At 69.4% G+C, this 23827-nt stretch carries 24 protein-coding genes; 8 read left to right on the forward strand and 16 right to left on the reverse strand.

Annotated elements, in window-relative coordinates:
* Window positions 1-105: 105 nt before the first annotated feature.
* From pdhA to V3W46_RS16680, 3 genes are read left to right on the forward strand one after another with little or no spacing between them, the layout of a single operon-like run.
* Entirely contained in the window at window positions 106-1221 is a 1116-nt protein-coding gene (gene pdhA, locus V3W46_RS16670; protein ID WP_331784263.1) for a pyruvate dehydrogenase (acetyl-transferring) E1 component subunit alpha, read from the forward strand.
* On the forward strand, window positions 1218-2297 hold the full coding sequence (locus V3W46_RS16675) for an alpha-ketoacid dehydrogenase subunit beta (protein ID WP_443069998.1): 1080 nt from the start codon (window positions 1218-1220) through the stop codon (window positions 2295-2297). Before pdhA ends, V3W46_RS16675 begins: the two co-directional genes overlap by 4 nt.
* Before the next feature lie 5 nt (window positions 2298-2302).
* The gene (locus tag V3W46_RS16680) at window positions 2303-3898 is read left to right on the forward strand and encodes a dihydrolipoamide acetyltransferase family protein (protein WP_331784264.1); all 1596 of its coding nucleotides are present in this window, start codon (window positions 2303-2305) and stop codon (window positions 3896-3898) included.
* Window positions 3899-3937: 39 nt separating this feature from the next.
* Here V3W46_RS16680 and V3W46_RS16685 read toward each other — a convergent pair whose 3' ends face one another.
* The 10 genes from V3W46_RS16685 to paaA all read right to left on the reverse strand — a co-directional run bounded on the left by V3W46_RS16685 (window position 3938) and on the right by paaA (window position 12246).
* On the reverse strand, window positions 3938-4342 hold the full coding sequence (locus tag V3W46_RS16685; protein WP_331784265.1) for a nuclear transport factor 2 family protein: 405 nt from the start codon (window positions 4340-4342) through the stop codon (window positions 3938-3940).
* Window positions 4343-4380: 38 nt separating this feature from the next.
* Window positions 4381-5265: a fumarylacetoacetate hydrolase family protein gene (locus V3W46_RS16690; RefSeq protein ID WP_331784266.1), complete on the reverse strand. Its 885-nt coding sequence runs from the start codon at window positions 5263-5265 to the stop codon at window positions 4381-4383.
* 5 nt (window positions 5266-5270) lie between these two features.
* The gene (locus V3W46_RS16695) at window positions 5271-6539 is read right to left on the reverse strand and encodes a PucR family transcriptional regulator (RefSeq protein WP_331784267.1); all 1269 of its coding nucleotides are present in this window, start codon (window positions 6537-6539) and stop codon (window positions 5271-5273) included.
* The gene (locus tag V3W46_RS16700; RefSeq protein WP_331784268.1) at window positions 6536-6952 is read right to left on the reverse strand and encodes a nuclear transport factor 2 family protein; all 417 of its coding nucleotides are present in this window, start codon (window positions 6950-6952) and stop codon (window positions 6536-6538) included. The genes V3W46_RS16695 and V3W46_RS16700 overlap by 4 nt, the downstream gene beginning before the upstream one ends.
* A 164-nt stretch (window positions 6953-7116) precedes the next feature.
* A complete protein-coding gene (locus V3W46_RS16705) occupies window positions 7117-7899 on the reverse strand; it encodes an enoyl-CoA hydratase/isomerase family protein (protein ID WP_331784269.1) in 783 nt (260 codons plus the stop codon).
* A gap of 178 nt (window positions 7900-8077) precedes the next feature.
* Window positions 8078-9352, reverse strand: coding sequence for a 1,2-phenylacetyl-CoA epoxidase subunit PaaE (gene paaE / locus V3W46_RS16710; protein ID WP_331784270.1), 1275 nt, complete (start codon window positions 9350-9352; stop codon window positions 8078-8080).
* Between the two features lie 2 nt (window positions 9353-9354).
* The gene (gene paaD, locus V3W46_RS16715) at window positions 9355-9885 is read right to left on the reverse strand and encodes a 1,2-phenylacetyl-CoA epoxidase subunit PaaD (protein WP_331784320.1); all 531 of its coding nucleotides are present in this window, start codon (window positions 9883-9885) and stop codon (window positions 9355-9357) included.
* A 104-nt stretch (window positions 9886-9989) separates the two neighbouring features.
* Window positions 9990-10865 (reverse strand): 1,2-phenylacetyl-CoA epoxidase subunit PaaC, encoded by an 876-nt coding sequence (gene paaC / locus V3W46_RS16720; RefSeq protein ID WP_331784271.1) that lies wholly within the window; start codon window positions 10863-10865, stop codon window positions 9990-9992.
* Window positions 10862-11170: a 1,2-phenylacetyl-CoA epoxidase subunit PaaB gene (gene paaB / locus V3W46_RS16725; protein ID WP_331784272.1), complete on the reverse strand. Its 309-nt coding sequence runs from the start codon at window positions 11168-11170 to the stop codon at window positions 10862-10864. The genes paaC and paaB overlap by 4 nt, the downstream gene beginning before the upstream one ends.
* Entirely contained in the window at window positions 11170-12246 is a 1077-nt protein-coding gene (paaA, locus tag V3W46_RS16730; protein WP_331784273.1) for a 1,2-phenylacetyl-CoA epoxidase subunit PaaA, read from the reverse strand. Before paaA ends, paaB begins: the two co-directional genes overlap by 1 nt.
* Window positions 12247-12360: 114 nt before the next feature.
* Here paaA and V3W46_RS16735 point away from each other — a divergent pair, with 114 nt between their 5' ends.
* On the forward strand, window positions 12361-13017 hold the full coding sequence (locus V3W46_RS16735) for a TetR/AcrR family transcriptional regulator (protein ID WP_331784274.1): 657 nt from the start codon (window positions 12361-12363) through the stop codon (window positions 13015-13017).
* Between the two features lie 12 nt (window positions 13018-13029).
* On the opposite strand, the gene V3W46_RS16740 is transcribed toward V3W46_RS16735, so the two are convergent.
* Entirely contained in the window at window positions 13030-13587 is a 558-nt protein-coding gene (locus tag V3W46_RS16740; RefSeq protein WP_331784275.1) for a TetR/AcrR family transcriptional regulator, read from the reverse strand.
* Window positions 13588-13738: 151 nt separating this feature from the next.
* On the opposite strand from V3W46_RS16740, the gene V3W46_RS16745 reads away from it, so the two are divergent.
* Window positions 13739-14764 carry an aldo/keto reductase gene (locus V3W46_RS16745; RefSeq protein WP_331784276.1) on the forward strand — a complete coding sequence of 342 codons (1026 nt, stop codon included), beginning with the start codon at window positions 13739-13741 and terminating at the stop codon, window positions 14762-14764.
* Between the two features lie 9 nt (window positions 14765-14773).
* On the opposite strand, the gene V3W46_RS16750 is transcribed toward V3W46_RS16745, so the two are convergent.
* The 5 genes from V3W46_RS16750 to V3W46_RS16770 all read right to left on the reverse strand — a co-directional run bounded on the left by V3W46_RS16750 (window position 14774) and on the right by V3W46_RS16770 (window position 20521).
* Entirely contained in the window at window positions 14774-17068 is a 2295-nt protein-coding gene (locus V3W46_RS16750; RefSeq protein ID WP_331784277.1) for an aldehyde dehydrogenase family protein, read from the reverse strand.
* A 68-nt stretch (window positions 17069-17136) separates the two neighbouring features.
* Entirely contained in the window at window positions 17137-17487 is a 351-nt protein-coding gene (locus tag V3W46_RS16755) for a hotdog fold thioesterase (RefSeq protein ID WP_331784321.1), read from the reverse strand.
* 83 nt (window positions 17488-17570) lie between these two features.
* Entirely contained in the window at window positions 17571-18479 is a 909-nt protein-coding gene (locus tag V3W46_RS16760) for a 3-hydroxyacyl-CoA dehydrogenase family protein (RefSeq protein ID WP_331784278.1), read from the reverse strand.
* Complete coding sequence (locus tag V3W46_RS16765) at window positions 18476-19222, reverse strand: enoyl-CoA hydratase/isomerase family protein (protein WP_443070000.1); 747 nt, start codon at window positions 19220-19222, stop codon at window positions 18476-18478. The genes V3W46_RS16760 and V3W46_RS16765 overlap by 4 nt, the downstream gene beginning before the upstream one ends.
* A 114-nt stretch (window positions 19223-19336) precedes the next feature.
* Window positions 19337-20521 carry an acetyl-CoA C-acyltransferase gene (locus tag V3W46_RS16770; RefSeq protein ID WP_331784280.1) on the reverse strand — a complete coding sequence of 395 codons (1185 nt, stop codon included), beginning with the start codon at window positions 20519-20521 and terminating at the stop codon, window positions 19337-19339.
* A gap of 204 nt (window positions 20522-20725) precedes the next feature.
* Here V3W46_RS16770 and paaI point away from each other — a divergent pair, with 204 nt between their 5' ends.
* The 3 genes from paaI to V3W46_RS16785 all read left to right on the forward strand — a co-directional run bounded on the left by paaI (window position 20726) and on the right by V3W46_RS16785 (window position 23807).
* Window positions 20726-21154, forward strand: coding sequence for a hydroxyphenylacetyl-CoA thioesterase PaaI (gene paaI, locus V3W46_RS16775; protein ID WP_331784281.1), 429 nt, complete (start codon window positions 20726-20728; stop codon window positions 21152-21154).
* 65 nt (window positions 21155-21219) lie between these two features.
* The gene (paaK, locus tag V3W46_RS16780) at window positions 21220-22539 is read left to right on the forward strand and encodes a phenylacetate--CoA ligase PaaK (protein ID WP_331784282.1); all 1320 of its coding nucleotides are present in this window, start codon (window positions 21220-21222) and stop codon (window positions 22537-22539) included.
* A 227-nt stretch (window positions 22540-22766) separates the two neighbouring features.
* On the forward strand, window positions 22767-23807 hold the full coding sequence (locus V3W46_RS16785; RefSeq protein WP_443069999.1) for an NADP-dependent oxidoreductase: 1041 nt from the start codon (window positions 22767-22769) through the stop codon (window positions 23805-23807).
* Window positions 23808-23827: the final 20 nt, after the last annotated feature.

The raw sequence follows: 23827 nt of genomic DNA on the forward strand, positions 1-23827 counted from the left end.
TGCCGAAAGAGCCGAATGGCTCTCGCGCCGACCGTCGGCGGGCCATCTGTCGCATGCCTCGAGGCGGCTCTGGCGCCGCCTCGCGCGGTGCCGCAGCATTGCTGCATGAGCGACAACGTGGTGCCCACGCTTCCGACGGCAGAACCGATCAGGCTGATCGATGAGAACGGCCACGCCGTGACCGGCGAGCAGACCGCAGGGTTCGCGATGCCCGACGACGAGACGCTGCTCGACCTCTACCGGGCCATGGTCACGGCGCGCCGTTTCGACACCCAAGTGACAGCGCTGACCCGCCAGGGCCGCCTCGCGACCTACCCGTCGGCGCTCGGCCAGGAGGCCTGCGAGATCGCGGCGGTGAAGTCGCTGGGCGCCGACGACTGGCTGTTCCCGACCTACCGCGACACCATCGCCCTGCTGACCCGGGGCGTCAGTCCGGTCGAGATCCTCTCCTTCTTCCGCGGCGACTGGCACATGGCCTACGACCCGCACGAGCACCGCATCGCTCCCCAGTCGACCCCACTCGCCACGCAGGCGCTGCACGCGGTGGGCCTCGCCACCGCCGCCACACTGAAGGGCGACGCGGTGGTGTCGCTGGCCTTTCTCGGCGACGGTTCGACGAGCGAGGGCGACGCGCACGAGGCCTTCAACTTCGCCTCGGTGTGGCAGGCCCCGACGATCTTCGTCATTTCGAACAACCAGTACGCCATCAGCGTTCCGTTCGCCAAGCAGTCGCACGCCCGAACCCTCGCCGACCGCGCCATCGGCTACGGCATGCCCGGGTTCTTCGTCGACGGCAACGACGTGGCGGCGATGTACGCCGTCGTCTCGGCAGCGGTCGACCGCGCCAGGGCGGGCGGCGGGCCGAGCATGATCGAGGGGCTGACGTACCGCATGGAGGCGCACACCAACTCCGACGACCCCACCCGCTACCGCGAGAAGACCGAGGTCGCCGACTGGCAGGGCCGAGACCCCATCGCTCGGCTCGAGAGCTACCTCGATGCGGCGGGCGTTCTGACGCCCGAGCTGCGCGAGAGCATCAGCGTCGAGGCCGAAGACCTGGCGTCGCGCACCCGCGATGCGATGAACGAGACGCCGGTCATCGATCCGCTCGAACTGTTCGACCACGTGTACTCCACCCCTCGGGCCGCGTTGCTCGAGCAGCGTGAGTACCTCGCCCATGAACTCGCCCAGACCGAGACGGCACCGGGAGGCCACGCATGACCCTCATCGACGAGACCGCCCCGGCGGGCATCCGCAGCCCTGCCGCCGACGCTGACGCCGCAGTCGCGCCCGTTTCGCCCGCTGCGCCGCCCGCGCTCGCCGCGCCGGCGACCGTGAGCATGGCCGCCGCGCTCAACCGCGCGCTGCGCGACGCCCTCACCGACGACCCCAGCGTGGTGGTGTTCGGCGAAGACGTGGGCCCGCTCGGCGGGGTCTTCAGAATCACGGATGCCCTCACCGCCGACTTCGGCGAGAGCCGCGTCTGGGACTCGCCGCTGGCCGAGTCGGGCATCGTCGGCACGGCGATCGGCATGGCGATGTACGGCATGCGCCCGGTGATCGAGATGCAGTTCGACGCCTTCGCGTATCCGGCCTTCGAGCAGATCACCTCGCACCTGGCGAAGATGCGCAACCGCACGCGCGGGCGCATCTCGCTGCCGATCGTCATTCGTATTCCCTACGCCGGCGGCATCGGCGGGGTCGAGCACCACTCCGACTCGTCGGAGGCGTACTACACGCACACGCCCGGGCTCACGGTGGTGACGCCGTCGAACCCGGCCGACGCGTACTCGATGCTGCGCGAGGCGATCGCGAGCGACGACCCGGTGATCTTTCTCGAGCCGAAGAGCCGGTACTGGTCGAAAGACACCGTTGCGCTGCCGGTACAGACCGAGCCGATGAACCGGGCCGTCGTGCTGCGCGAGGGCACCGATGTGACGCTGCTGGCGTACGGACCGACCGTGAAGACGGCACTGCAGGCAGCCGAGCTCGGCGCGGCCGAAGGGCTCTCGGTCGAGGTCGTCGACCTGCGCAGCCTGTCGCCGTTCGACGATGAGACGGTCGGGCCCTCGGTTCAGAAGACCTCGAGGGCTGCGATCATCCACGAGGCCGCCCAGTTCGGCGGGTACGGGGCCGAGGTCGCCGCGCGGGTCACCGAGCGGCAGTTCTTCCACCTCGCTGCGCCCGTGCTGCGCATCACCGGGTTCGACATTCCGTTTCCGGCCCCGAAGCTCGAAGAGCACTACCTGCCGACGGCCGAGCGTGTGCTCGCCGCCCTCGACACCTGGGAATGGTGAGCGTCATGACCAATCTGCTGTCTTCCGGGTCGTCGGCGCCTTCTGATGCGCCAGCGCCCTCTGATGCTGCTGCTGCTGCTTCTGTTCTTTCTGCTGCCGCCGACATCGGTGCCGCCCCCGCTGGCGGGGCCGCCGCGCGGGCGTTTCTGCTGCCCGACCTCGGCGAGGGGCTCGAAGAGGCCGAGGTGGTCTCGTGGCTGGTCTCGGCCGGTGACGTCATCACCGTCGACCAGCTGGTGGTCGAGGTCGAATCGGCCAAGTCGATCGTCGAGCTGCCCTCCCCTTTCGCCGGCCGCGTCGAGTCGGTGCATGCCGCCGTCGGCGACGTGGTGCCGAAGGGAGCTCCGCTCATCACGGTGGTGCCGGTGGGTGCTCCGGATGCCCATGCCGCAGACCCGGCGCCTGACCTGGTGCCCGGCACCGCACTGCGCCCCACCGCCGACACCGAGCCCGTCTCCTCCGGCGCTGTGCTCGTGGGGTACGGAACAAAGGAGTCGACCCTCCGTCTGAAGCGCCCCGAGGGTGGACGCTTCCGCGGTCGCGGCACCGCCGGCGTCACGGACCCCGCCGACTCTACGAACGTTCTCCCTACCCCCGCGGTGGCCCACGAAACCGCTGCGGGCGGCGCGTCGGCGCCTCCGGCCCAGCTGATCGATGTGACGCGCCAGTCGCCCGTGGTGTCGCCGATCGTGCGAAAGCGCGCCCGCGACAACGGTTTCGAGGCGAGCCACCTGCGCGGCAGCGGCCGTGACGGCCTCGTGCTGCGCGACGACGTCGAGGCGGTCATCCGTGCCCGCGCCGGCGAGACCACCACCGCCGCCGACGCTCCCAGACCCGCCGACCCCAGCGGCGCCACCCCCGTCGGCGCGACGGCCGTCGTGCTGCCGGCCGTGCCGAGTTCGATCGGCGTCGGCGACGTGCGCATTCCGCTGACCGGGTTGCGCAAGCTCGTCGCCGCGCGGCTCAGCGAGTCGCGGCGCGTCATTCCCGAGGCCACCATCTGGCTCGACGTCGACGCCACCGAACTGTTCACCGCCAAGGAGCGGCTGCAGAAGTCGACCGGCGAACGTTTCAGCCTCACCGCCCTCATCGCGCGCTTCGCCGTGGCCGGGCTGAAGCAGTACCCCATTCTCAACTCGTCGATGAGCCCGGATGGTCGGGAGATCATCCAGCACGGATCGATCAACCTCGGTCTCGCGGCCCAGACGCCGCGCGGACTGATGGTGCCGGTGGTGCACGGCGCCCACGACATGACCACCCGTCAGCTGCGCGACGCGATCACCGACCTGGTCTCGACCAGCGAGCGTGGCGACTTCGCGCCGCCTGCCCTCACCGGCGGAACATTCACCCTGAACAACTACGGCGGCTTCGGTGTCGACGGCTCGACCCCGATCATCAACCACCCCGAGGTGGCGATGCTCGGCGTGGGCCGGGTGCTCGAGCGCCCCTGGGTGGTCGACCACCAGCTCGCCGTTCGCCGCGTCATGCAGCTGTCGTTCGTCTTCGACCACCGCGTCTGCGACGGCGACGTGGCGTCGGGCTTTCTGACCTACGTGGCCCGCTGCATCGAGGAGCCCCTGCTGCTGCTCGGCAACGTGTGACCCGCGGGTCGGGCCGCGAGGTCGGCACCATGGAGCGCCTCACGCCCGGAACGCCGCCATGATGCGCTCGGTGTCGGCGTAGATGCGGTAGCTGCTCGCCCGGCCCTCGGCGTTGAAGGTCCAGACGTGGGCCGAGTCGCCCACGAAGTCGGCTCCGTTGTGCCGCATTGTGGTTTCGAGGTGCATCTGGGCGACCACCTTGTCGCCCTCACCGACGATGTCGACGATCTCGAAGGCGCGGATCTCAGCGATCTGCGACAGGGCGGCGAAGTATTCTCGCACCGCCGCCTTGCCGCGAAAAGTCCCTCCAACCGGGTGATCGTCGGGCAGTGGATCCGACCAGTCGACGTCGTCGGCGAGCGCCGCCATGAGGGGTGCGCCGTCATGGCGGTCGAAGGCCTCGTAGGCGTTTCTGACGATGGTCTTGTAGTCGTCGTTCGACATGGTGGTTCTCCTCGATCTGCGCGGGTTCGGCGGGGTGTTCAGACGTGTTCGTCTTCGATGAGCATCGACATCTCCCCGAGCGACGTGCCGCCGGCCGTGACGCGGTCGCCAGGGGTGAGAAAGCGCGGCGGGCTCATCTGAAAGCCGCAGCCCGCGGGCGTGCCCGTGAGAATGACGTCGCCGGGTCGCAGCTCCATCGTGGCGCTGACCGACTCGATGAGTCCGGCTAGATCGACGGCCATCTCGGCGGTCGAGCCGTTCTGACGGGTTTCCCCGTTCACCGCGAGGCGCAGGTCGAAAACCGGGTCAGCCGGCAGCTCGTCGCTGGTGACGAGCCAGGGCCCGAGGGGGCAGAACGTCTGAAACCCCTTGCCGCGCGCGACCTGCAGGTGCAGGGGATAGTCGAGCCCGAGCCCGAAGGCCACATCGCGGGCGGTGACGTCGTTCGCGAGCATGTAACCGGCGATGTGCCGGGCAGCGGATGCTCGGGGGATGCGTCTGCCGGGCATCCCGATCACGACCGCGAGTTCGACTTCGTAGTCGAGAGCCAGCGTTTCGGGTGGCCGGATGATGGCGTCGTTCGGGCCGCTGACGCTGCCCGGCGGCTTCAGAAAGACGATCGGTGGGCCCGCCGGTGGCGCACTAGCCAGGGCCTCTGCCGTATGGGAAGGGTAGTTGAAGCCGATGGCGACGATCGTGCCGGGCCGCGGCACGGGTGAACCCAGACGAACACCGGCGAGCGGAATGCGGTCGGCGCCGTCGAGTGCGGCGCGAAGCACGGGCTCGGCGAGCGGCCAGACGGCGAGCACGTCGATGATGGTCGCGCAGGGCAGGGCGGCGGCAGTGAGGATGGGCCGCACTGCCACGATGTCGTCGCCCACGATGACCCCGGGCTGTTCGCCGTGCCGCGGTCCGAAGCTCACGAGTCTCACGATGCTGACTCCGCGATCGTCCGTGCGGAGGATGAGGACGAGAATGAGGCCGAGGAGGAGTGAGAAGGGGCGACGGAGGGCGCCACGCCGAGCGCGACCATCGACTGGGTGAGACCGCGGTAGCCGCGTGGGTCGAGACCGGTCAGCTCTCGCCAGCGGTCGAGCCGATAGCCGACGGAATTCGGATGCACCCCGAGCACCTGAGCGGCTGCAGCCAGCGAGAACCCGCTGTCGGCGAAGACGCGCACTGTCTCGGCGAGATCTGGCGACGTCTCCGCCGTCTGGCGTGCCTTCGCGAAGAGCGGGCTCAGGCGATCGGCCGCGTCAGACACGGTCGAGTCGAGCCAGACGTCGGCGAATCGTTGTACCGCCAGGCCACGCGCCGCGCCGAGGTGCAGGGCTCGCTCGGCGTCACCGAGGCTGAGTTCCGCTCCGACCAGTCCCTCGCGCTCGAGCCCGACGCCGAACGGGCACCTGTCGCCCGCCGTCTCGCGCAGCAGGTCGACGACCTCCTGTTCGGCCGTGTGCTGGGTGAGACCGACGAGCCGATCTCCGCGATACCCGAAGTGCAGGATGCCCGGCAGCTGCCTCGCCGATCGATGCAGGATGGCCAGCGCCTCGGTCGACCAGAACGACCGAGGCGCACAGAACCCGCGAAACGGCCCATCGGGGTCGAACGCCAGCTCGTGCGAAAGGGCACGAAGATCGGCTCCGGCGCCGTGTTGGCCCAGCCGTTCGAAGAGATTCTCTCGTGCGACACTGTCATGAGCCTGCCGGTTGAGCGGCTCATCGGCGAAGGCAGAGATGACGGCTTCGCTCATCTGCCTGGTCCAGCGGTTCAGCGGCGCGACGAGGTCGAGCAGCACCTCCGGCGTCGGCTCGCCCAGCTCACGCAGCGTCTTCCACACCATACCGCTCACGATGTTGAAGGTGGCCAGCACGTCGTAGGCTGACACGCCCTCCATCGCCCGTCGGCGCGCGGCCCGTCTCGCGAATGAGAGGTCGGATGCGGTCGGACCGACGCCCTGCGCCAGCCGTTCGAAGAACAGGTCTGTGGTTTCGCGCACGGTTCGGCGCTGTTCGTCGAGAGACAGCCGCGAGTAGGAGGGCAGCTGCTCGCGCAGGGTGGCCGTGATCACGTCGACGGAGGCCCGCACGGTCGACTGGGCGCTCTGGCAGAGCGTCTGGCGCCGGTCGGCGCTCACGCCGATGGCTCCGGGGGCCTGACCCGCGCCGGCAGTACCCACGGCTCCTGAACTGGTCACAGCGACAAGAAATGCTCGGCGGCTTCAAGGTCGGCGTAATAGCGCCAGAACTCTGCGATCCGGCCGTTCTGCATGCGCATCACGTCAATGGCCGACTGGGCGAAAACGATCTGCCCCTTGCTGCCGTGCAGCTGCACGATGCTCGACACGAATTCGTCGTTGGCCATGATGGAGTCGATGGTCTGCGTGAACCCGACTCCCGCCGCCGTGAAGTAGACCTTCCAGAACGCCATGACCGCGTCGCGACCGCGGTAGCTTCCGGCCAGAGGCGATGACCCGAATTCGTGCCACACGATGTCGGCCGCGAACATCTCGTTGATGCTCGCCAGGTCGCCCGATTCGAGCCGTTCGTGCGCCTCGACGACGAAGGCGACATTCGGATGCACAGGCTGAACGGTCTCGCTGGGTGACATGGCTGCCTCTCGTCATTGAGTCGGGAAGAACTGCCCGCGGGGCAGGGCGTCGGCCAGCCTCGCAACAGAGGTCACCGGCAAAGCGAGCCTACGATCGACAGTAGACGAAGAGAATCGTTAGATCCACAAATTCGAGCACGGGTTCCCGTGGATTACACAAGCGATCAGACAGCAGAGGAGCCGTGGAAGACAGGAGGGCGCTTCTGCTGGAACGCCGCGAAGCCCTCGCGATAGTCGTCGGTGAGGCAGAGGTCGCCCTGCGCCTTGTTCTCCTCGGCGAGCGAGGTCCAGAGTCCGATTCGCTCGTCGCGGAGGCGCGCGATGAGCGCCTTGCTCGCGAGAAACGCCTCGGTTGCCCCGGATGCCACGTGGGCGACCTTCTCGCGCGTGAAAGCCAGCAGGTCATCCGCCGCTACGACACGGCTGAACAGTCCCGCGGCCACGGCGTCGGCGCCGCTCATCAGCTCGGCGGTGTAGATGAGGTCGAGGGTGCGGTGGGCGCCGAGGCGCTCGAAGAAGAGGGCGTGGCCGCCCGAGTCGAGGGTGGCGCCGAGGTTCGCGAAGGGCGAGCCGATCTTGGCGGTGTCGGCCACGTAGACGACGTCGGTGGCGACGAGCAGGCCGAGTCCGACGCCGAGGCAGGCGCCGTGGGCGGCCGCGAAGGTGGGGGCCGGGAAGTCGGCGATCTGCCGCAGCAGGGGGGTGACCACGTCGTCGAGGTAGCCGCGGGCGTCGTCGGTGGTGGGGTCGACGTTCGAGATGTCGCGTCCGGCGCAGAAGGCGCGGCCCTCGCCGCGCAGCAGCAGGGCGCGCACGCCGGCAGCGCGGGCATCCGTCAGCGCCTGCGACAGCTCGGCGATGGCCGTCGCATCGAGAGCGTTGAGCTTGGCGGGGTCGTCGAGGGCGATCTCGGCGACGCCGCCCTCGATGGTGAGCGAGACGGTCATAGTGTTCTCCTTGTTCCTTGTCGCTGGTTGAGTAGCGCCACAGGCGCGTATCGAAACCGGGCGTGGGCGGGCGGGGCGGGTTTCGATACGCGGCGCTGCGCGTCGCTACTCAACCAGCGGGGGGGCGGGGCGGGTTTCGATACGCGGCGCTGCGCGTCGCTACTCGACCAGCGGCGTACTACGCGTCATAGTTGACTGACACGGCCTCGCTCGTCGGAATGGCCTGGCAGGTCAGCACATAGCCGCGCTCGAGTTCTTCGGGCTCCAGAGCGTAGTTCTCGACCATGTCGACCGTGCCCGAGGTGACGACGGCGCGACAGGTGCCGCACACTCCCCCGGCGCAGGCGAACGGCACGTCGCCGCGCACGCGCAGCGCGGCGTTCAGGATGCTCTCGTTGCTGTGCACCGGGCTCGTGACGGTGGCCGTGGTGCCGTCGAGGGTGAAGCTGATGGTGTGCACCGCCTCGCCCGCGGTGGGCCCGACCGGGCGGCCCGACTGGCCTGCGGGGCGATCGGGGCGCCCCGTGGTGAAGAGTTCATAGCGGATGGCCGCCACGTCGACCCCGAGGTCGACCAGGGTGTCGCGACACAGCTGCACCAGGTCGAAGGGCCCACAGATGAACCACTCGTCGATGTCGCTGGGCCGGATGAGCGACCCGAGGATCTCGCGGAACTTCTCGGCGTCGAGCCGGCCCGAGAGCAGCTCTGAGCTGCGGCGCTCGCGGGTGAGCACATGGTACAGCGCGAGCCGCGCCGGGTAGCGGTCTTTCAGGTCGGCGAGCTCGTCGACGAACATGGTGTCCATCGCCGTGCGATTCGAGTACACCAGCGAGAAACGGTTGGCGGGGCTGGCGCGCAGGGTGCTCTCGATGAGAGCCATCATGGGCGTGATGCCCGAGCCGGCGGCGATGCCGACGAAGTGGGTGGCGGTGCTGAGGGCGGCGGCATTCGTCTGCGAGGTGAAGCGTCCCTCGGGGCTCATCACCTCGAGCTTCATGCCGGGCGCGAGGTTGTCGACGGCCCAGGTCGAGAAGAGGCCGCCGAGGTCGCGCTTGATCGCGACCTTCAGCTCGCCCAGCACCGGCGCCTGGCAGATCGAGTAGCTGCGGCGCACGTCTTCACCGGCGACGGATGTTCGAATGGCGATGTACTGGCCGGGGGCGTAGTCGTAGGCGTCGGCGAGCGCCGCCGGCACCTCGAACGTGACCTCGATGGAGTCGTCGGTGAGGTGCCGCACACCCGAGACGCTCAGCGCGTGAAATCGGGCGCGGCGGCGAGGGGCTCCCGGGTCGGCGTCGATGTCGGCGTCGGTGCCGGTCTCGGCGTCGGTGACGGCGTCGGCCCCGGTCTCGGCCCCCTCGTCGGCCGCCTTGCCGGTCTCGGCCACCGCGAACGCGGCGTCGTTGTCGAGTTCGCCGTCGACGGCGCCCGTCGCCTGGGTGGTAGCGCTCATGCTCAGTGATCCTTGAAGTAGTCGAACGGCTCTTGGCATCGCTGGCACACGTAGAGTGCCTTGCACGAGGTGGAGCCGAAGCGGGAGAGAACGCGGGTGTGCATCGAACCGCAGTGCGGGCACTGGATGCCGAGCCCCAGGCTCACGCGCCCACCCGCCGCGCCACCGACGCCCGAGCCGCGCGGCGCGGGGGCGGCGATGCCGTACTCCTGCAGCTTGCCGCGGCCGGCCTCGCTCATCCAATCGGTCGTCCAGGCCGGCGAGAGCACGACGTTGACGGTCGCGCCCGGGTGGCCGTTCGCGGCGAGCGCCGAGACGATGTCGTCGCGCATGGCGTCGATGGCCGGGCATCCGGAGTACGTCGGAGTGATGTCGACGGAGATGCGCTCGCCCGCGACGCGCACGGCGCGCAGCACGCCGAGGTCTTCGATAGTGAGCACGGGCACTTCGGGGTCGACGACGGTCGCCGCGATGTCCCAGAGGGTGCGCTCGAACTCGCCGCCCGGAACGGGGCGCGCCTCGCGTTCGAGCAGTGCGGTGGCCCCGGCAAAGTCGCGGCCGGTGGCGTGCACCGCGGCGGTCTCAACGGAGGCATCCACGGTCGCACTGGGCGCGAAGGTCGTCGCCGGCGACGCCGCTACCATGACGCACCCGGGTGCTGGCGGGCCAGCACCTGCATCTCGGCGAGCAGCGGGCCGAAGGCCTCTGAGTGGATGCCCAGCCGGCCGCCGCCGCGAACCGAACCGGTCTTCGGCACGACGAGGCCGGCCTGCTCGATGAGGGCCGGCACGGTGTCGTCGAAGTGAGCCCGAAGCGCACGCGGATCGACCGCGACACCCTCGAGGTCGGCCGCGCGCTGCTCAGCACCACGCCCAGCATCCTGCCGGTCATCCGACTCGCCCGCGGCGACGGGTTCGGCGCTGTACAGCTCGGCCACGAACGGCCACATCGCGTCGAGGCCGCGCTGCATGCGCAGCGCCGACTCGTCGGTGCCGAGACCCAGGCGCAGCAGCCACTGCGTGCTGTGGTCGAGGTGGTAGTCGACCTCTTTCGCCGCCTTCGCAGCGATGGCGGCCAACGTCGCATCTGACGAGTGCATCAGCGCCCGGTACAGGCTGTCGAAGTACACCGAGGCGATGAGCTGGCGCGCGATGGTCTGCGCGAAGTCGCCGATGGGCTGCTCGAACAGCTGCCGGCAGCGAAACTCGGGCTCGTCGCGGAAGTACGCGAGGTCATCTTCGGTCATGCCCCAGGCCGAGCCCGCGTACGTGAGAAAGCTGCGGGCGTGACCGAGAATGTCGAGCCCGATGTTGCCGAGCGCGATGTCTTCTTCGAGCTCGGGGCCGTTGGCGATCCACTCGCCGAGGCGCTGGGCGAGCACGAGGGCGTCGTCGCCGAGTCCGAGGGCGTACTGGGCGATCGGCTCTGTCGCCGCCAGCCCGCCTTCGATCTCGGTCTCGATGAGCTCGGGCGTCACGATGCCGGTCGGCACCTGGCGCTGCTTCACGCTCACAGGTGCGCCACCCCTTCAGACTTCGTGTAGTAGATGGCGTGCCTGAAGTCTTTGCCCTGTGGCGACTCGAAGAACGCGCCTCTGGCGTCGGGGTCGCTGGCGGTGATGTCGGATGCCCGAACCACCCACACCGAGACGCCCTCGTTGCGGCGGGTGTACAGGTCGCGGGCATTGCGTACGGCCATCGTCTCGTCGGGAGCGTGCAGCGAACCGGCGTGCACGTGCGAGAGGCCGCGCGACGAGCGCACGAACACCTCCCACAGCGGCCACTCCTCGCGGGGGCCCGAGTCTCCGGGGCTGGGCATCAGGCGGCCACCCTCTCGTTCGCGGCGAGCGCGGTGGCTTCGGCCGCCGCCGCCTGCCTGTCGGCGTAGGCCCGGGCGGCTTCGCGCACCCATGCGCCGTTCTCGTGCGCGGCGCGGCGCTTGGCCACGCGCACCGAGTTGGCCTGGCCGTTGCCCTTCAGAACCTCGTAGAACTCCGACCAGTCGAGCTCGCCGAACTCCCAGTGGCCCGTCTCTTCGTTGAACTTCAGGTCGGGGTCGGGCAGCGTCACGCCGAGCACCTGGGCCTGCGGCACGAGCATGTCGACGAAGCGCTGGCGCAGGTCGTCGTTGCTGAAGCGCTTGATCTTCCAGTGCATGCTCTGCTTCGAGTTGGGCGATTCGTCATCGGGCGGGCCGAACATCATGAGCGCCGGGGCGTACCAGCGGTTCACCGATTCCTGCGCCATCTGCCGCTGGGCATCCGTACCGTTCATGAGGCTGAGCAGAATCTCGAAGCCCTGGCGCTGGTGGAAGCTCTCTTCTTTGCAGATGCGAACCATGGCGCGGCCGTACGGGCCGTACGAGGCGCGGCACAGCGGTACCTGGTTGCAGATGGCGGCGCCGTCGACGAGCCAGCCGATCGAACCCATGTCTGCCCAGGTGGGCGTCAGGTAGTTGAAGATCGAGGAGTATTTCGCCTTGCCGGTGATGAGCTGCTCGAACATGGTGTCGCGATCGGTGCCGAGCGTCTGGGCGGCGGAGTAGAGATAGAGGCCATGGCCGGCTTCATCTTGCACCTTGGCCATCAGGATGGACTTGCGCTTGAGGCTGGGGGCGCGGGTGATCCAGTTGCCCTCGGGCTGCATGCCGATGATCTCGGAGTGCGCGTGCTGCGAGATCTGACGCACGAGCGTCTTGCGGTAGGCCTCCGGCATCCAGTCGGTCGGTTCGACGCGGCTGTCGCTCTCGATCAGCTCGAGGAAGCGGGCCAGGCCCTGCTCGTCTTCCGGAGTGACAGGGGTGGCAGGCGTGGCCGGCGTGGTAGGCGACTCGGTCTTGGCCGTCACCGTCGCCGTCGCCTGCGGGGCTGCACCCGGCGCTTCGAACACGTCCATCAGGGACTCCTCGTCTGAGGCTCGTCGGAGCCTCGTTACTTACCGATCGTTCAGTAAAACTACCATGCCCGTGAGCGGTGGGCAAGCACTCAGTTCGGCTAGAGTCGAGTGCAAATGAGACAAGCAGCAGGCGCAGAGGTGGCGGGGGCCGGAGCCGGCGTGCGCAGCACCACCGGCGGCAACGGACGCAACGGCCGCGCCGCCTACGACCTGCCCGCCGTGCTCGACATCGCCGTGACCGCTTTCAACGACTACGGCTACGACGCCACATCGATGGGCCTGCTCGCCGAACGGCTCGGCACGTCGAAGTCGGCCGTGTACTACCACGTCAGCGGCAAAGAAGACCTGCTGCGCCTGGCGCTCGAGCGCGCGCTCGGGGCTCTCGAGGGCATCCTGAGCCTGCCCGGCGCCACCGACGGCCCCGCCGAAGACCGGCTGCGGTTCGTTCTGCGCGGCGCGGTGCAGGTGCTGGTGGATGACCTGCCCTACGTCACCCTGCTGCTTCGCCTGCGCGGCAACACCGAGATCGAGCGGTCGGCGCTCGAACGCCGCCGCGCGTTCGACCATGCGGTGTCGCGGCTCGTCGACCAGGCCCGTGACGAAGGATCACTGCGCACCGACGTCGACTCGGGAACCATCACGCGTCTGCTCTTCGGCATGATCAACTCGATCGTCGAGTGGTACAAGCCCGGCGGCACGCTGACCCCGGGCCGGCTCGCCGACGACGTCATCTCGGTCGCCTTCGACGGGCTGCACAGGCCGATCGCCTGACCCCGCATCGCGTCAGGCGCCGGCGCCGAAGCGCATGCCGTCGAGCAGCAGCGCGACCATGCGGTACGCGCGGGCGGGGTCGCGTGACCCGGGCGGCGGGATGCTCAGGTTGGCGACGGCGCCGAGCAGGTCGAGGGCATCCACCCCGCCGCGGATCGCGCCCGCCGACTCGGCGGACTCGAGCAGCTTCTGCAGTGCCGGGCCCACCTGGCCCTCGAAGTACACCGGCAGCGCGCTGAACGCGGGGTCGCCCGAGTGCAGCGCGGCGGCGAGACCCTGCTTGGTCGCGACGAACGCGGTGTAGCGCTGCAGCCAGAGCTCGAGCGCCTCGAGGGGCGGGTGGGTCTCGGCCAGCATGGGCGCGGCGGCCGCGACCTCGTCGATCTCGCGGCGGAAGACGGCCGAGATCAGGTCGGAGCGCAGCGGGTAGTGGCGATAGAGGGTGGCGGTTCCCACGCCCGCCCGCGCCGCGATGGCGCGCACATTCACGTCGACACCCTGGGCGGCGAACTCTTCTTTCGCGGCAGCCAGCAGCGCGTCGATGTTGCGTTGTGCGTCGACGCGGGGCACGGCGTCTCCTTCATGCTGGGGCGCGAACGGCGGCGGCCGAACGGCTCGGGGTTGCTAAGTGGAACAATGTCCCATAACGTGGGCGGTAGCGGGACGTTGTTCCACTTAGATCAGCATACGGCACCCGCGACGGGTGCGAGAAGGAGATTCCATGCACTACCGCACCCTCGGCCGAACCGGCATCAAGGTCAGTCCCTACGCCCTCGGCGCGATGATGTTCGGCACGATCGGCAATGACGACCACGACGACTCGATCGCGATCATCCACAAGGCCCTCGACGCCGGCGTGAACTTCATCGACACCGCCGACATGTACTCGCACGGCGAGTCGGAGGAGATCGTGGGCAAGGCCCTGGCCGGCCGCCGTGACGACGTCGTGCTCGCCACCAAGCTCAATCTGCCGATGGGCGACGACCCCAACCGGCAGGGCAACTCACGCCGCTGGATCATCGCCGAGGTCGAGAACTCGCTGCGCCGACTGCAGACCGACTACATCGACCTGTACCAGATCCACCGCCCCGACCCGTCGACCGACATCGAGGAGACGCTGTCGGCGCTGTCAGACCTGGTGCACGCCGGCAAGGTTCGCGCCATCGGCTCGTCGGCGATGCCCGCCTCTGAGATTGTCGAGGCGCAGTGGGTCTCTGAGCGCCGGGGCCTCGAACGGTTTCGAAGCGAGCAGCCGACGTACAGCATCCTGAACCGGGGCATCGAGAGCGAGGTGCTGCCGGTCGCCCAGCGGTACGGCATGGGCACGCTGGTGTACAGCCCGCTGGCGGGCGGGATGCTCACCGGTCGTGTGCGCAAGGGGCAGCAGACCGACCTGCGCCGCGCCGCCTTCTTCACCTACCTATCAGACGAGCGGCGCCTCGACGTGGTCGAGCAGCTCGTTCCCCTCGCCGCCGAGGCCGGACTCTCGCTGACGCACCTGGCGATGGCCTTCGCCATCGCGCACCCCGGCGTGACCTCGGCCATCATGGGGCCGCGCACCATGCAACAGCTCGACGACGTGCTCGCGGGCGCCGAGGTCGTGCTCGGCGACGACGTTCTGGCCGAGATCGACGCGATTGTGCCGCCGGGCACCGATGTCAGTCCGCTCGACATGGCGTACAAGACACCGGCCGTGCTGACCCCTTCGCTGCGCCGCCGCCCGCTCGACGAACGCGCCGCCGCGTGATCGACGGCGCTACTGCTTCGAGACGAGGGTGAGCACCTCGTAGGTGGCGACGGGTTCGTCGCGCTGGTTGCGCAGCACCGCGTCCCAGCGCACCTCGCCGTACTCCTCGTTCTCGCGCGGCGTGATCTGCTTGGCGGTCAGCGTGACGTGCACGCTGTCGCCGGGTGAGACCGGGGTGACGAACCGCAGGTTCTCGAGGCCGTAGTTGGCGAGAACCGGGCCAGGCTCCGGGTCGACGAACAGCCCGGCCGCCCACGAGAGCAGCAGGTAGCCGTGCGCGACCCTTCCCGGGAAGAACGGATTCGCCGCCGCGGCCTCCTCGTTCGTGTGGGCGTAGAACGTGTCGCCGGTGAACTCGGCGAAGTGCGTGATGTCGTCGAGCGTGATCTCGCGGGCATCCGATTCGACTGCATCACCGAGCTTCAAGCGCGACAGCGCCTTTCTGAACGGATGCTCGGAGGCCGTCGGCGCACCGGAGTCGCCCCTCGCGCTGCCCGCCGTGCTGCCGACAGCCGGCACGCCCGGCGCCGCCGTGGTCGGAGCACCCGCGCGCCACTCGCCCGTGAGAGCCGTGAGCACAGTGGGAGTGCCCTGAACCGCCGTGCGCTGCATGAAGTGCTTGACCGCGCGGATTCCGCCGAGCTCTTCGCCGCCTCCGGCGCGCCCGGGGCCGCCGTGCACGAGGTGCGGAACCGGTGAGCCGTGACCGGTGCTCGTTCGGGCATCCTCGCGGTCGAGCACGAGTACGCGCCCGTGGAACGCCGCGATACCGCCGAAGAGGGTCGCCACGGCGGCCGGATCGGCACTGGCGATGGTGGCGACGAGCGAGCCGCCGCCGAGGTTCGCCAGGCGCACGGCGTCGTCGACGTCGGTGTAGCCGATCACCGAGCACACCGGCCCGAACGCCTCGATGCTGTGCACGGCCGGCGCCTCGGGGTCGTCGAACCGCAGCACGACCGGCGCGAGGTACGCGCCCTGCTCTGCCGCACCCACGCTGCCGTCGGCTCGCACCACCTCGGGCGCCCGCCAGTCGAGCCCGCCGCCTCCGGCAACGCCATCGTGTGGGCCCGAACTGCGGCCCGTCGCGTCGCCCGGTCGCACGTCGGGCCCACCTGACGGGGTGGCCGACGTGCTGGGTGAGGCGGAGCCTGCGAAGGCGATGCGCCCGCCGCCCGCCACGAGCGAGTCGATCGAACGGATGACCTCGTCGCGCTGCTCCAGGCTCGCCAGCGGCCCCATCGTCACACCCTCGGCGCGCGGGTCGCCGATGACGGTGCGGGCCGTGATGCGCGCTCCGATCGCCTCGATCACCGCGTCGACCTGCGGCTGCGGCACGATCACCCGACGGATGCACGTGCACTTCTGCCCCGCCTTCGAGGTGATCTCGGTGACCACCGACGCCACGAACGCATCGAATTCGGGGGTGCCCGGTGCGGCATCCGGCCCCAGGATGGCGGCGTTCAGCGAGTCGGTCTCGGCGGTGAGCCCCACCCCGCCCGAGATGACGTTGGCGTGCTCGAAGAGTGAGCGGGCGGTCGAGGCCGACCCCGTGAAGCCGACCCGGTCGCGCAGGTCGAGGTGGTCGAGAAAGCCGCGAACCGATCCCGAGATGAGCTGCAGCGAGCCCTCGGGCAGCAGGCCCGAGTTATGCATCAGCCGCACGCAGACTTGCGTGAGGTAGGCGGTGGGTGTCGCCGGCTTGGCGATGCTCGGAACTCCTGCCAGAAACGCGGGCGCGAACTTCTCGAGCATGCCCCACACCGCAAAGTTGAAGGCGTTCACCTGGAAGGCCACGCCCGGCACCCGGGTGTAGACGTGCTGGCCGCCGAAGGTGTTGTCTCGGGCCAGGTTCTCCGGCGCGCCGTCGACGATGATGGTGGAGTTCGGCAGCTCGCGCCGGCCCTTCGACCCGTAGGTGAAGAGCACCCCGATGCCGCCGTCGATGTCGACGAGCGAGTCGCGTCTCGTCGCGCCGGTCGAGCTGCTCACCTCGTACAGCTCGGCCTTGTGCTCGGTCAGGTACGCACCGAGGGCCTTCAGAATGAGAGCCCGCTGATGGAACGTCAATGCGCCGAGACTCTTCTGCCCCACGGTTCGGGCGTAGTCGACGGCGGCCTGCACGTCGAGCCCCTCGCTCGACACCAGCGACACGAGCTCTCCCGTCGAGGCGTCGCGCACCGGTGAGGCGGATGCCCGTGCCGACGGCTCGGGGCTCCACCAGGCGCCGCGCACGAAGCTCGGCAGCAGCTGCACCTGCGCGGCGTCGCCGGCGCCTTGGCGGGAGGGGGTCTCGATGGTGGTCATGGGGTGTCCTTTCGAACGGTCGAACGGCAGCGCGCTGGTGGCGAGCGGCGAGCGGCGAGCGTGCGGGGTCAGGTCGTGGCGATGATCAGGTTCGTGATGCGCACCGTGCAGAGCCGCTCGCCCTGCTCGTTGCTGATGACGACCTCGTGCGAGGTCATGGTGCGCCCGAGCGAGAGTGCAGTCGCGACGCCGGTGACGACGCCGCTTCGGGCACCCTTGTGGTGGGTCGCGTTGATGTCGAGCCCCACCGCGGTCTTGCCGAGGGTCGAGGCGTGGATGACGGCGGCCCACGAGCCGAGCGCTTCACCGAAGGCGACGGATGCCCCACCGTGCAGCAGCCCGAACGACTGCGTGTTGCCGCTCACGGGCATGGTCGCCACCACCCGCTCGGCCGACTGCTCGAGTACGACGACGCCCATCGTGCGGTCGAGGTCGCCGAGTTCGATGACCCACGGCGTGTGTGCCGCAGCCGCATCGTCGGCGGCTCGCGAAGAACTGTCGCTCACGCTGACTCCTCCTCGTTCCACACGAAGAACCCCTCGCCGCTCTTGCGGCCGAGCTTGCCCTCGGCCACCTTCTGCCGCAGCAGCTCGGGGGCGGCGAAGCGTTCGCCGAGCGTCGAGGCGAGGTAGTCGGCGATGCCGAGTCTCACGTCGAGGCCGACGAGGTCGGTGAGCCGAAGTGGGCCGACGGGGTGCTTGTAGCCCAGCACCATTGCCGCGTCGATGTCTGCGGCGCTGGCGACGCCCTCTTCGAGCATCCGGATCGCCTCGATACCGATCGCGACACCCAGGCGGGAGCTGGCGAAACCGGGGGAGTTACGCACGGTGATGGGCGTTTTTCCTATCGCCGCAACCCAGCCCTGCGCTGCCTCGATGAGGGCCGGCAGACTGGCCTCGCCGCGCACGACCTCGACGAGCGTCGAGGCCGGAACGGGGTTGAAGAAGTGCAGGCCGCAGAACCGTTCGGGGCGTGAGAGGGAGGCGGCGAGGTCATCGATCGAGAGCGACGAGGTGTTCGAGGTGAGCCAGGCGTCAGAGGCGAGCACTCCTTCGGCCCGCTGCAGCATGGCAGTCTTGAGCGCCGCGTCTTCGGGCACCGCTTCGACGACCAGGCCCGCGTCGGCGAAGGCGGCGACGCCGGTCGTCACCGTGATGCGTTCACGCAGCGCGTGCTCTGTCTCGGTGGTGGTGTTGCGCGCGAGGCTGCGGCCGACGGCGGTCTCGAGGGCCGCCTGTGCGTGAGCGGCACTGTCGTCGTCACGCTCCAGGATGATCGCCCGGCTGCCCGCGAGCAGGAACGCGTGGGCGATGCCGACACCCATGCGGCCGCCGCCGAGCACGCCCACGACGGCGGGTACCGGCGGGGCGGTCGGAGTGGCGGGTGCGGCGGTCGCGTCGATGGTGGTCATCGCTTCTTCCTCTCGAGAAAGGCGGTCATGCGCTCGAACTTCGCATCGCTCTCGAACAGCACGGCCTGCGCCTGCTCGTCGATGGCGGGGTGCGCCGACCGGGGTGCGTGCATCATGCTCTTCGTGAAGCGCAGCGCCAGCGGGTCTTGTTTCGCGATGCGGTCGGCCAGGGCATCCGCCGCCGCCGGCAGCTCGGCGGGTTCGTGCACCGATGACACGAGCCGAACCGCGAGGGCTTCGGATGCATCGAGCACCCGCCCGGCGAGCAAAATGTCCTTCGCCAGCGGTTCGCCCACCAGCTCGACGAGCCGCCAGGTCGCCCCGGCCGCCGCCACGATGCCGAGGCTCGTCTCGGGGTTGCCGATCTTCGCCCGCGTCGAGGCGAGGCGGAAGTCGGCCGCGTAGGCCAGCTCGGCCCCGCCGCCGAGCGCCCAGCCGTCGATGGCCGCGATCACAGGCAGCGGTAGGGCTGCGATGCGCACCATGAGGCGCGAGTTGATGCCGGCCAGCGCGTCGTCTCGGCGTCGGTCGCGCAGCTGCGCGATGTCGGCGCCCGAGGCGAACACGCCGTCGCCGCCCGACACGATCAGGATGCGCGGCGACCGCTCGAGCAGGGCACACACGGCGTGCAGTTCGGTGACCATGGTCTGGTCAATGGCGTTGCGCACGTCGGGGCGGTCGAGGGCGATGTGCAGGCGATCCGGGCGGTCGTCGACGACGCGAACGGTGGTGAACGCGGGCAGGCCGGTCGCGCCGGTCAGGTGGGGAACGCCCGTCGGTTCAGCCACGTTCCACACCGCCCCGGTGCATGGCGCACAGGCGGGCCGATGGGCGCGGCGAGGTCACGGGCATCCGTCTCACACCGCCTCGACCGCCAGCGCGGCCCCTTGGCCGACACCGACGCACATCGTCGCGAGCCCCGTCGACGCGCCCTCGCGCTGCATGCGCCCGAGCAGCGTGACGAGGATGCGCGTGCCCGACGCCCCGAGCGGATGCCCCAGCGCGATCGCCCCGCCGTCGGCGTTCACGATCGACTCGTCGAGGCCGAGCTGCCGCACCACGGCGAGCGCCTGCGTCGCGAATGCCTCGTTCAGCTCGATGGCCCCGATGCGTTCGAGCGACAGCCCCGTGCGCGCCAGCAGCTTCTGCACGGCGGGAACAGGCCCGAGCCCCATCACTTCGGGCGACACCCCGGCGGATGCCCCACCGATGATGCGCGCCCGCGGCGCCAGCCCGTACCGCTCGACCGCGGCCTCGCTCGCCACCAGAATCGCGGCGGCACCATCGTTCAGCGGCGACGCGTTGCCCGCCGTCACGAGCGAGCCGCCCTTCACTACCGGGCGCAGGCCGGCCAGAATCTGCATCGACGTGTCGGCCCGCGGGCCCTCGTCGGCCGTGACGAGGCCGCCGCGGGTGGGCACGGCGACGATCTCGTCGTCGAACCGCCCGGCCGCCGCCGCGGCCAGGGCGCGCTGGTGCGAGCGCAGGGCGAAGGCGTCGGCGTCTTCGCGCGTGATGCCCTCCTGCACGCCCACCTCTTCGCCCGTCTCGGGCATGCTGTACGTGAACTTGTCGCGTGTGACGAACTCGGGGTTCGGAAATCGCCAGCCGATCGACGTGTCGTACGCCACCCCCGGCTTGCCCCACGCCTTCTCGGGCTTCGCCTGCACCCAGGGCGCTCGGGTCATCGATTCGACACCGCCTGCGATCACCACGTCGGCCTCACCCGACTTGACCATCGCGGCCGCCAGCTGAACGGCCGACAGACCGGATGCACAGAGGCGGTTCACCGTGATGCCGGGTACGCTCACCGGCAGCCCGGCGAGCAGTGCCGCCATCCGCGCCACGTTGCGGTTGTCTTCACCCGCCTGGTTCGCGGCGCCGAAGATGACGTCGTCGATCGCGTCGGGGTCGATCCCGGTGCGAGCCACCAGCTCTCTGATCACCAGGGCGGCCAGATCGTCGGGGCGAACGCTCGCCAGCGACCCGCCGTACCGGCCGATCGGGGTGCGCACCCCGCCAATCGCAAAAGCTTCTGTCATGGCTCCATCACCCACTTACTGACCGTTCGTTCTGTAAACAATGTCACGAACCGCTCCCCGCGGTCAACTCTCATCTGCGCAGGCGGTCGGCACGACGCGTGCCGCGAACCTGCGGCTCGACCACTGCGGGTGCGATGTGCTTACCGTACGTTCAGTCAGTGCGGTATGGTGTGCAGACAACGTTCTCGACGGAGAGGAACCCGCGTGACCATTTCGACCGGCACGAGCGCCGCTGGGGCCGATTCCATGATCGCCCGCGACCGCGCCTCAGCCCAGCTCGGTATCCACGTGATCGCCTCTGCCCCCGGGCATGCCGTCGTCTCGATGGCGGTTCGCGAAGACATGCTCAACGGCTTCGACGTCGTGCACGGCGGCATGATCTTCTCGGTCGCCGACACCGCGTTCGCCATCGCCTGCAACGAGACCGAGTCGGTCACGCTCGCCGCCGGCGCCGATGTGACGTTCCTGCGCCCTGCGCGGCTGGGCCAAGTGCTCACCGCCACCGCAGTCCGCCGATCACTCAGCGGCCGCAGCGGGCTGTACGACGTTCAGGTCACCGACGAGACCGGGGCGGTGGTCGCCGAGTTCCGCGGCCGCAGCCGCACGACGAACCTGCCCGTTCCCACCCGCTGACGGTACCTCCACCGCAGCCACCTCTCTTCTCAACCCGCTTCGCATTCGACCCGACGGAGGGCCCCATGTCACTGGTCTCGCACAAGATTCGCGCGCACGCCCCGGCGGCCGACGAGCTCGACCCCGAAGAGCGCATGTCGCGCGACGAGCTCGAGGCATTGCAGCTCACCCGGTTGCAGCAGACCGTGCGCCGCGCCTACGAGAACGTGCCGCTGTACACCCGCAAGTTCGACGCGGTCGGTGTGCACCCCGACGACATCCGCGAGCTCTCCGACCTCGACAAGCTGCCGTTCACCACAAAAGACGACCTGCGCGAGACCTACCCGTTCGGCATGTTCGCCGTGCCGCGTTCGCAGGTCGCGCGCATCCACGCGTCCTCGGGCACCACCGGGCTGCCCACCGTGGTCGGCTACACGCAGGGCGACCTCGACCGCTGGGCCGACCTGGTCGCCCGATCTCTGCGGGCGGCGGGCATCCGCCCCGGCCAGATGGTGCACAACGCCTACGGCTACGGGCTCTTCACCGGCGGCCTCGGCGCACACGCCGGCATCGAACGGCTCGGCTGCACGGTGGTTCCCATGTCGGGAGGCAACACGCTGAAGCAGGTGCAGCTGATCCGCGACTTCGAGCCCGACGCCATCATGTGCACCCCCACCTACCTGCTCACCATCATCGACGCGCTGCGCGACAGCGGCATCGACCCCCGCGACAGCTCCGTGAAGGTCGGCGTGCTCGGCGCCGAACCGTGGACCAACGAGATGCGCGCCACCATCGAAGACAGCTTCGGCATCGACGCGCTCGACATCTACGGCCTCAGCGAAGTCATGGGCCCGGGGGTGGGCAGCGAGTGCATCGAGAGCAAAGACGGCCCGCACATCTGGGAAGACCAGTTTCGCCCCGAGATCGTCGATGCCCTCGGCCACGCTGTTCCGGATGGCCAGCAGGGCGAGCTCGTGTTCACCACTCTGACGAAAGAGGCGCTGCCGATCATCCGGTACCGCACCCACGACATCTCGACACTGCTGCCCGGAACGGGGCGGCCGAACATGCGCCGCATCATGAAGATCACCGGGCGCAACGACGACATGATCATCCTGCGCGGCGTGAACCTCTTTCCCACGCAGATCGAGGAGATCGCACTCACGATCGACGGGCTCTCGCCGCACTTCGTGCTCGAGCTCACCAAAGAGGGTCGCATGGACTGCATGACCGTGCGCATCGAACCCATCGCCGGGCTCCCGGCCGCCGAGGGCGAACGCGCCGCGGCCGCCCTCGTGCGCGACATCAAGACCCGCATCGGCTCGACCGTCACCGTCGAACTCGCCGCCCCCGACTCGCTCGAGCGCTCGGGCGGCAAGCTCAAGCGCGTCTACGACCGGCGCTGACGGCCGGCGCTGCACCGGCCCGCCTGAACGCACCTTCCTGGGTGCTCGCGCGGCCGACACAAAGTGAGCGAATGTGTCGCTTTGTTAGCACCAAGGTGATGCGCTCGTAACATCTTTGTATCAATGGGGGGCTTTACTGGTTCACGGGGGCCCCGCGAAGGGCTAGAACGCACAGTCGATACCTCGCGGTCACCAGCGGAGTTGACCGCACCACAGAAAGGCTACCGATGACGCAGCGAACGACCGGAGTGAGCCACTTGTCGAATCCGAAAGCAGAGTTCGCTGAGGCCGAAGAGCGCCCGACCACGATGCGGGCCGCCGTGATCGAGAGCACCGGATCGCCCGAAGTTCTGCACGTCACCGACGTCGCGCTGCCGATTCGCATCAACGCCGAGGTGCTGGTGAAGGTCGCCGGTGCCGGGCTCAACCCGATCGACGCCAAGACCCGGGCGGGGCGCGGGGTCGCCGCCGCAATCACCGGCTTTCCGTTCATCCTGGGCCAGGATTTCAGCGGGGTCGTCGTCGAGACACCCTACGAGGGCCACCCGCTGAAACCGGGCGATGAGGTCTACGGCATGCTCAGCACGCCGCGCGGCCAGGGGTCGTACGCCGAATACGTCTCGGCGCCCACTCTGCAGCTGTGCAAGAAGCCCGGGCGGCTCTCGCTCATCGAGGCGGCCGGTGTGCCGCTGGCGGCGCTCACCGCCTGGGGAATGGTCGTAGAGGTCGCCAAGGCGCACGAGGGCCAGCGCATCCTCATCCACGCGGCGGCCGGCGGGGTGGGCCATTTCGCCGTGCAGTTCGCGTCGTACTTCGGTGCCTACGTCATCGCCACGACCTCGGCCCGCAACTCGAGCTGGCTGCGCGAGCTCGGCGCTGCCGAGGTCATCGACTACCAGTCGAAGCAGTTCGAAGACGAGGTGTCGAACGTCGATGTGGTCATCGACCTCATCGGTAACGTGCACGACGACACCGGCACCCGCTCGCTGCAGACCCTCCGGCCCGGCGGCCTGCTGGTGAACGCGCCCACCGGCAGCTGGCCCACCCTCATCGACGACGCCCATGCGGTGGGAGTGCGTGCCACGACCTATCGCGTGTCGCCCGACGCGGCGACACTCACGATCATCACGCGCCTGATCAACTCGGGCGACGTCATCGTTCACATCGACGAGGTCTTCGAACTGGGCGACATCGTTGCCGCCCACAGCGCGTTGGAGACGGGCCACACCCGCGGCAAGCTCGTCATCAACCTCGCCGACCAGATCTGACCCGCCCCGCCCGCCCGCCC

Origin of the sequence: Subtercola sp. YIM 133946 (genome assembly GCF_036553535.1) — a bacterium.
Classification (GTDB): Bacteria; Actinomycetota; Actinomycetes; order Actinomycetales; family Microbacteriaceae; genus Subtercola.

Bases quoted from the DNA above. Each gene is read 5' to 3' on its own strand.
- pdhA (WP_331784263.1), top strand. From the start codon at position 106: ATGAGCGACAACGTGGTGCCCACGCTTCCGACGGCAGAACCGATCAGG.
- V3W46_RS16675 (WP_443069998.1), top strand. From the start codon at position 1,218: ATGACCCTCATCGACGAGACCGCCCCGGCGGGCATCCGCAGCCCTGCC.
- V3W46_RS16680 (WP_331784264.1), top strand. From the start codon at position 2,303: ATGACCAATCTGCTGTCTTCCGGGTCGTCGGCGCCTTCTGATGCGCCA.
- V3W46_RS16685 (WP_331784265.1), bottom strand. From the start codon at position 4,342: ATGTCGAACGACGACTACAAGACCATCGTCAGAAACGCCTACGAGGCC.
- V3W46_RS16700 (WP_331784268.1), bottom strand. From the start codon at position 6,952: ATGTCACCCAGCGAGACCGTTCAGCCTGTGCATCCGAATGTCGCCTTC.
- V3W46_RS16705 (WP_331784269.1), bottom strand. From the start codon at position 7,899: ATGACCGTCTCGCTCACCATCGAGGGCGGCGTCGCCGAGATCGCCCTC.
- paaE (WP_331784270.1), bottom strand. From the start codon at position 9,352: ATGAGCGCTACCACCCAGGCGACGGGCGCCGTCGACGGCGAACTCGAC.
- paaB (WP_331784272.1), bottom strand. From the start codon at position 11,170: ATGCCCAGCCCCGGAGACTCGGGCCCCCGCGAGGAGTGGCCGCTGTGG.
- paaA (WP_331784273.1), bottom strand. From the start codon at position 12,246: ATGGACGTGTTCGAAGCGCCGGGTGCAGCCCCGCAGGCGACGGCGACG.
- V3W46_RS16735 (WP_331784274.1), top strand. From the start codon at position 12,361: ATGAGACAAGCAGCAGGCGCAGAGGTGGCGGGGGCCGGAGCCGGCGTG.
- V3W46_RS16745 (WP_331784276.1), top strand. From the start codon at position 13,739: ATGCACTACCGCACCCTCGGCCGAACCGGCATCAAGGTCAGTCCCTAC.
- V3W46_RS16750 (WP_331784277.1), bottom strand. From the start codon at position 17,068: ATGACCACCATCGAGACCCCCTCCCGCCAAGGCGCCGGCGACGCCGCG.
- V3W46_RS16755 (WP_331784321.1), bottom strand. From the start codon at position 17,487: ATGGGCGTCGTCGTACTCGAGCAGTCGGCCGAGCGGGTGGTGGCGACC.
- V3W46_RS16760 (WP_331784278.1), bottom strand. From the start codon at position 18,479: ATGACCACCATCGACGCGACCGCCGCACCCGCCACTCCGACCGCCCCG.
- V3W46_RS16770 (WP_331784280.1), bottom strand. From the start codon at position 20,521: ATGACAGAAGCTTTTGCGATTGGCGGGGTGCGCACCCCGATCGGCCGG.
- paaK (WP_331784282.1), top strand. From the start codon at position 21,220: ATGTCACTGGTCTCGCACAAGATTCGCGCGCACGCCCCGGCGGCCGAC.
- V3W46_RS16785 (WP_443069999.1), top strand. From the start codon at position 22,767: ATGACGCAGCGAACGACCGGAGTGAGCCACTTGTCGAATCCGAAAGCA.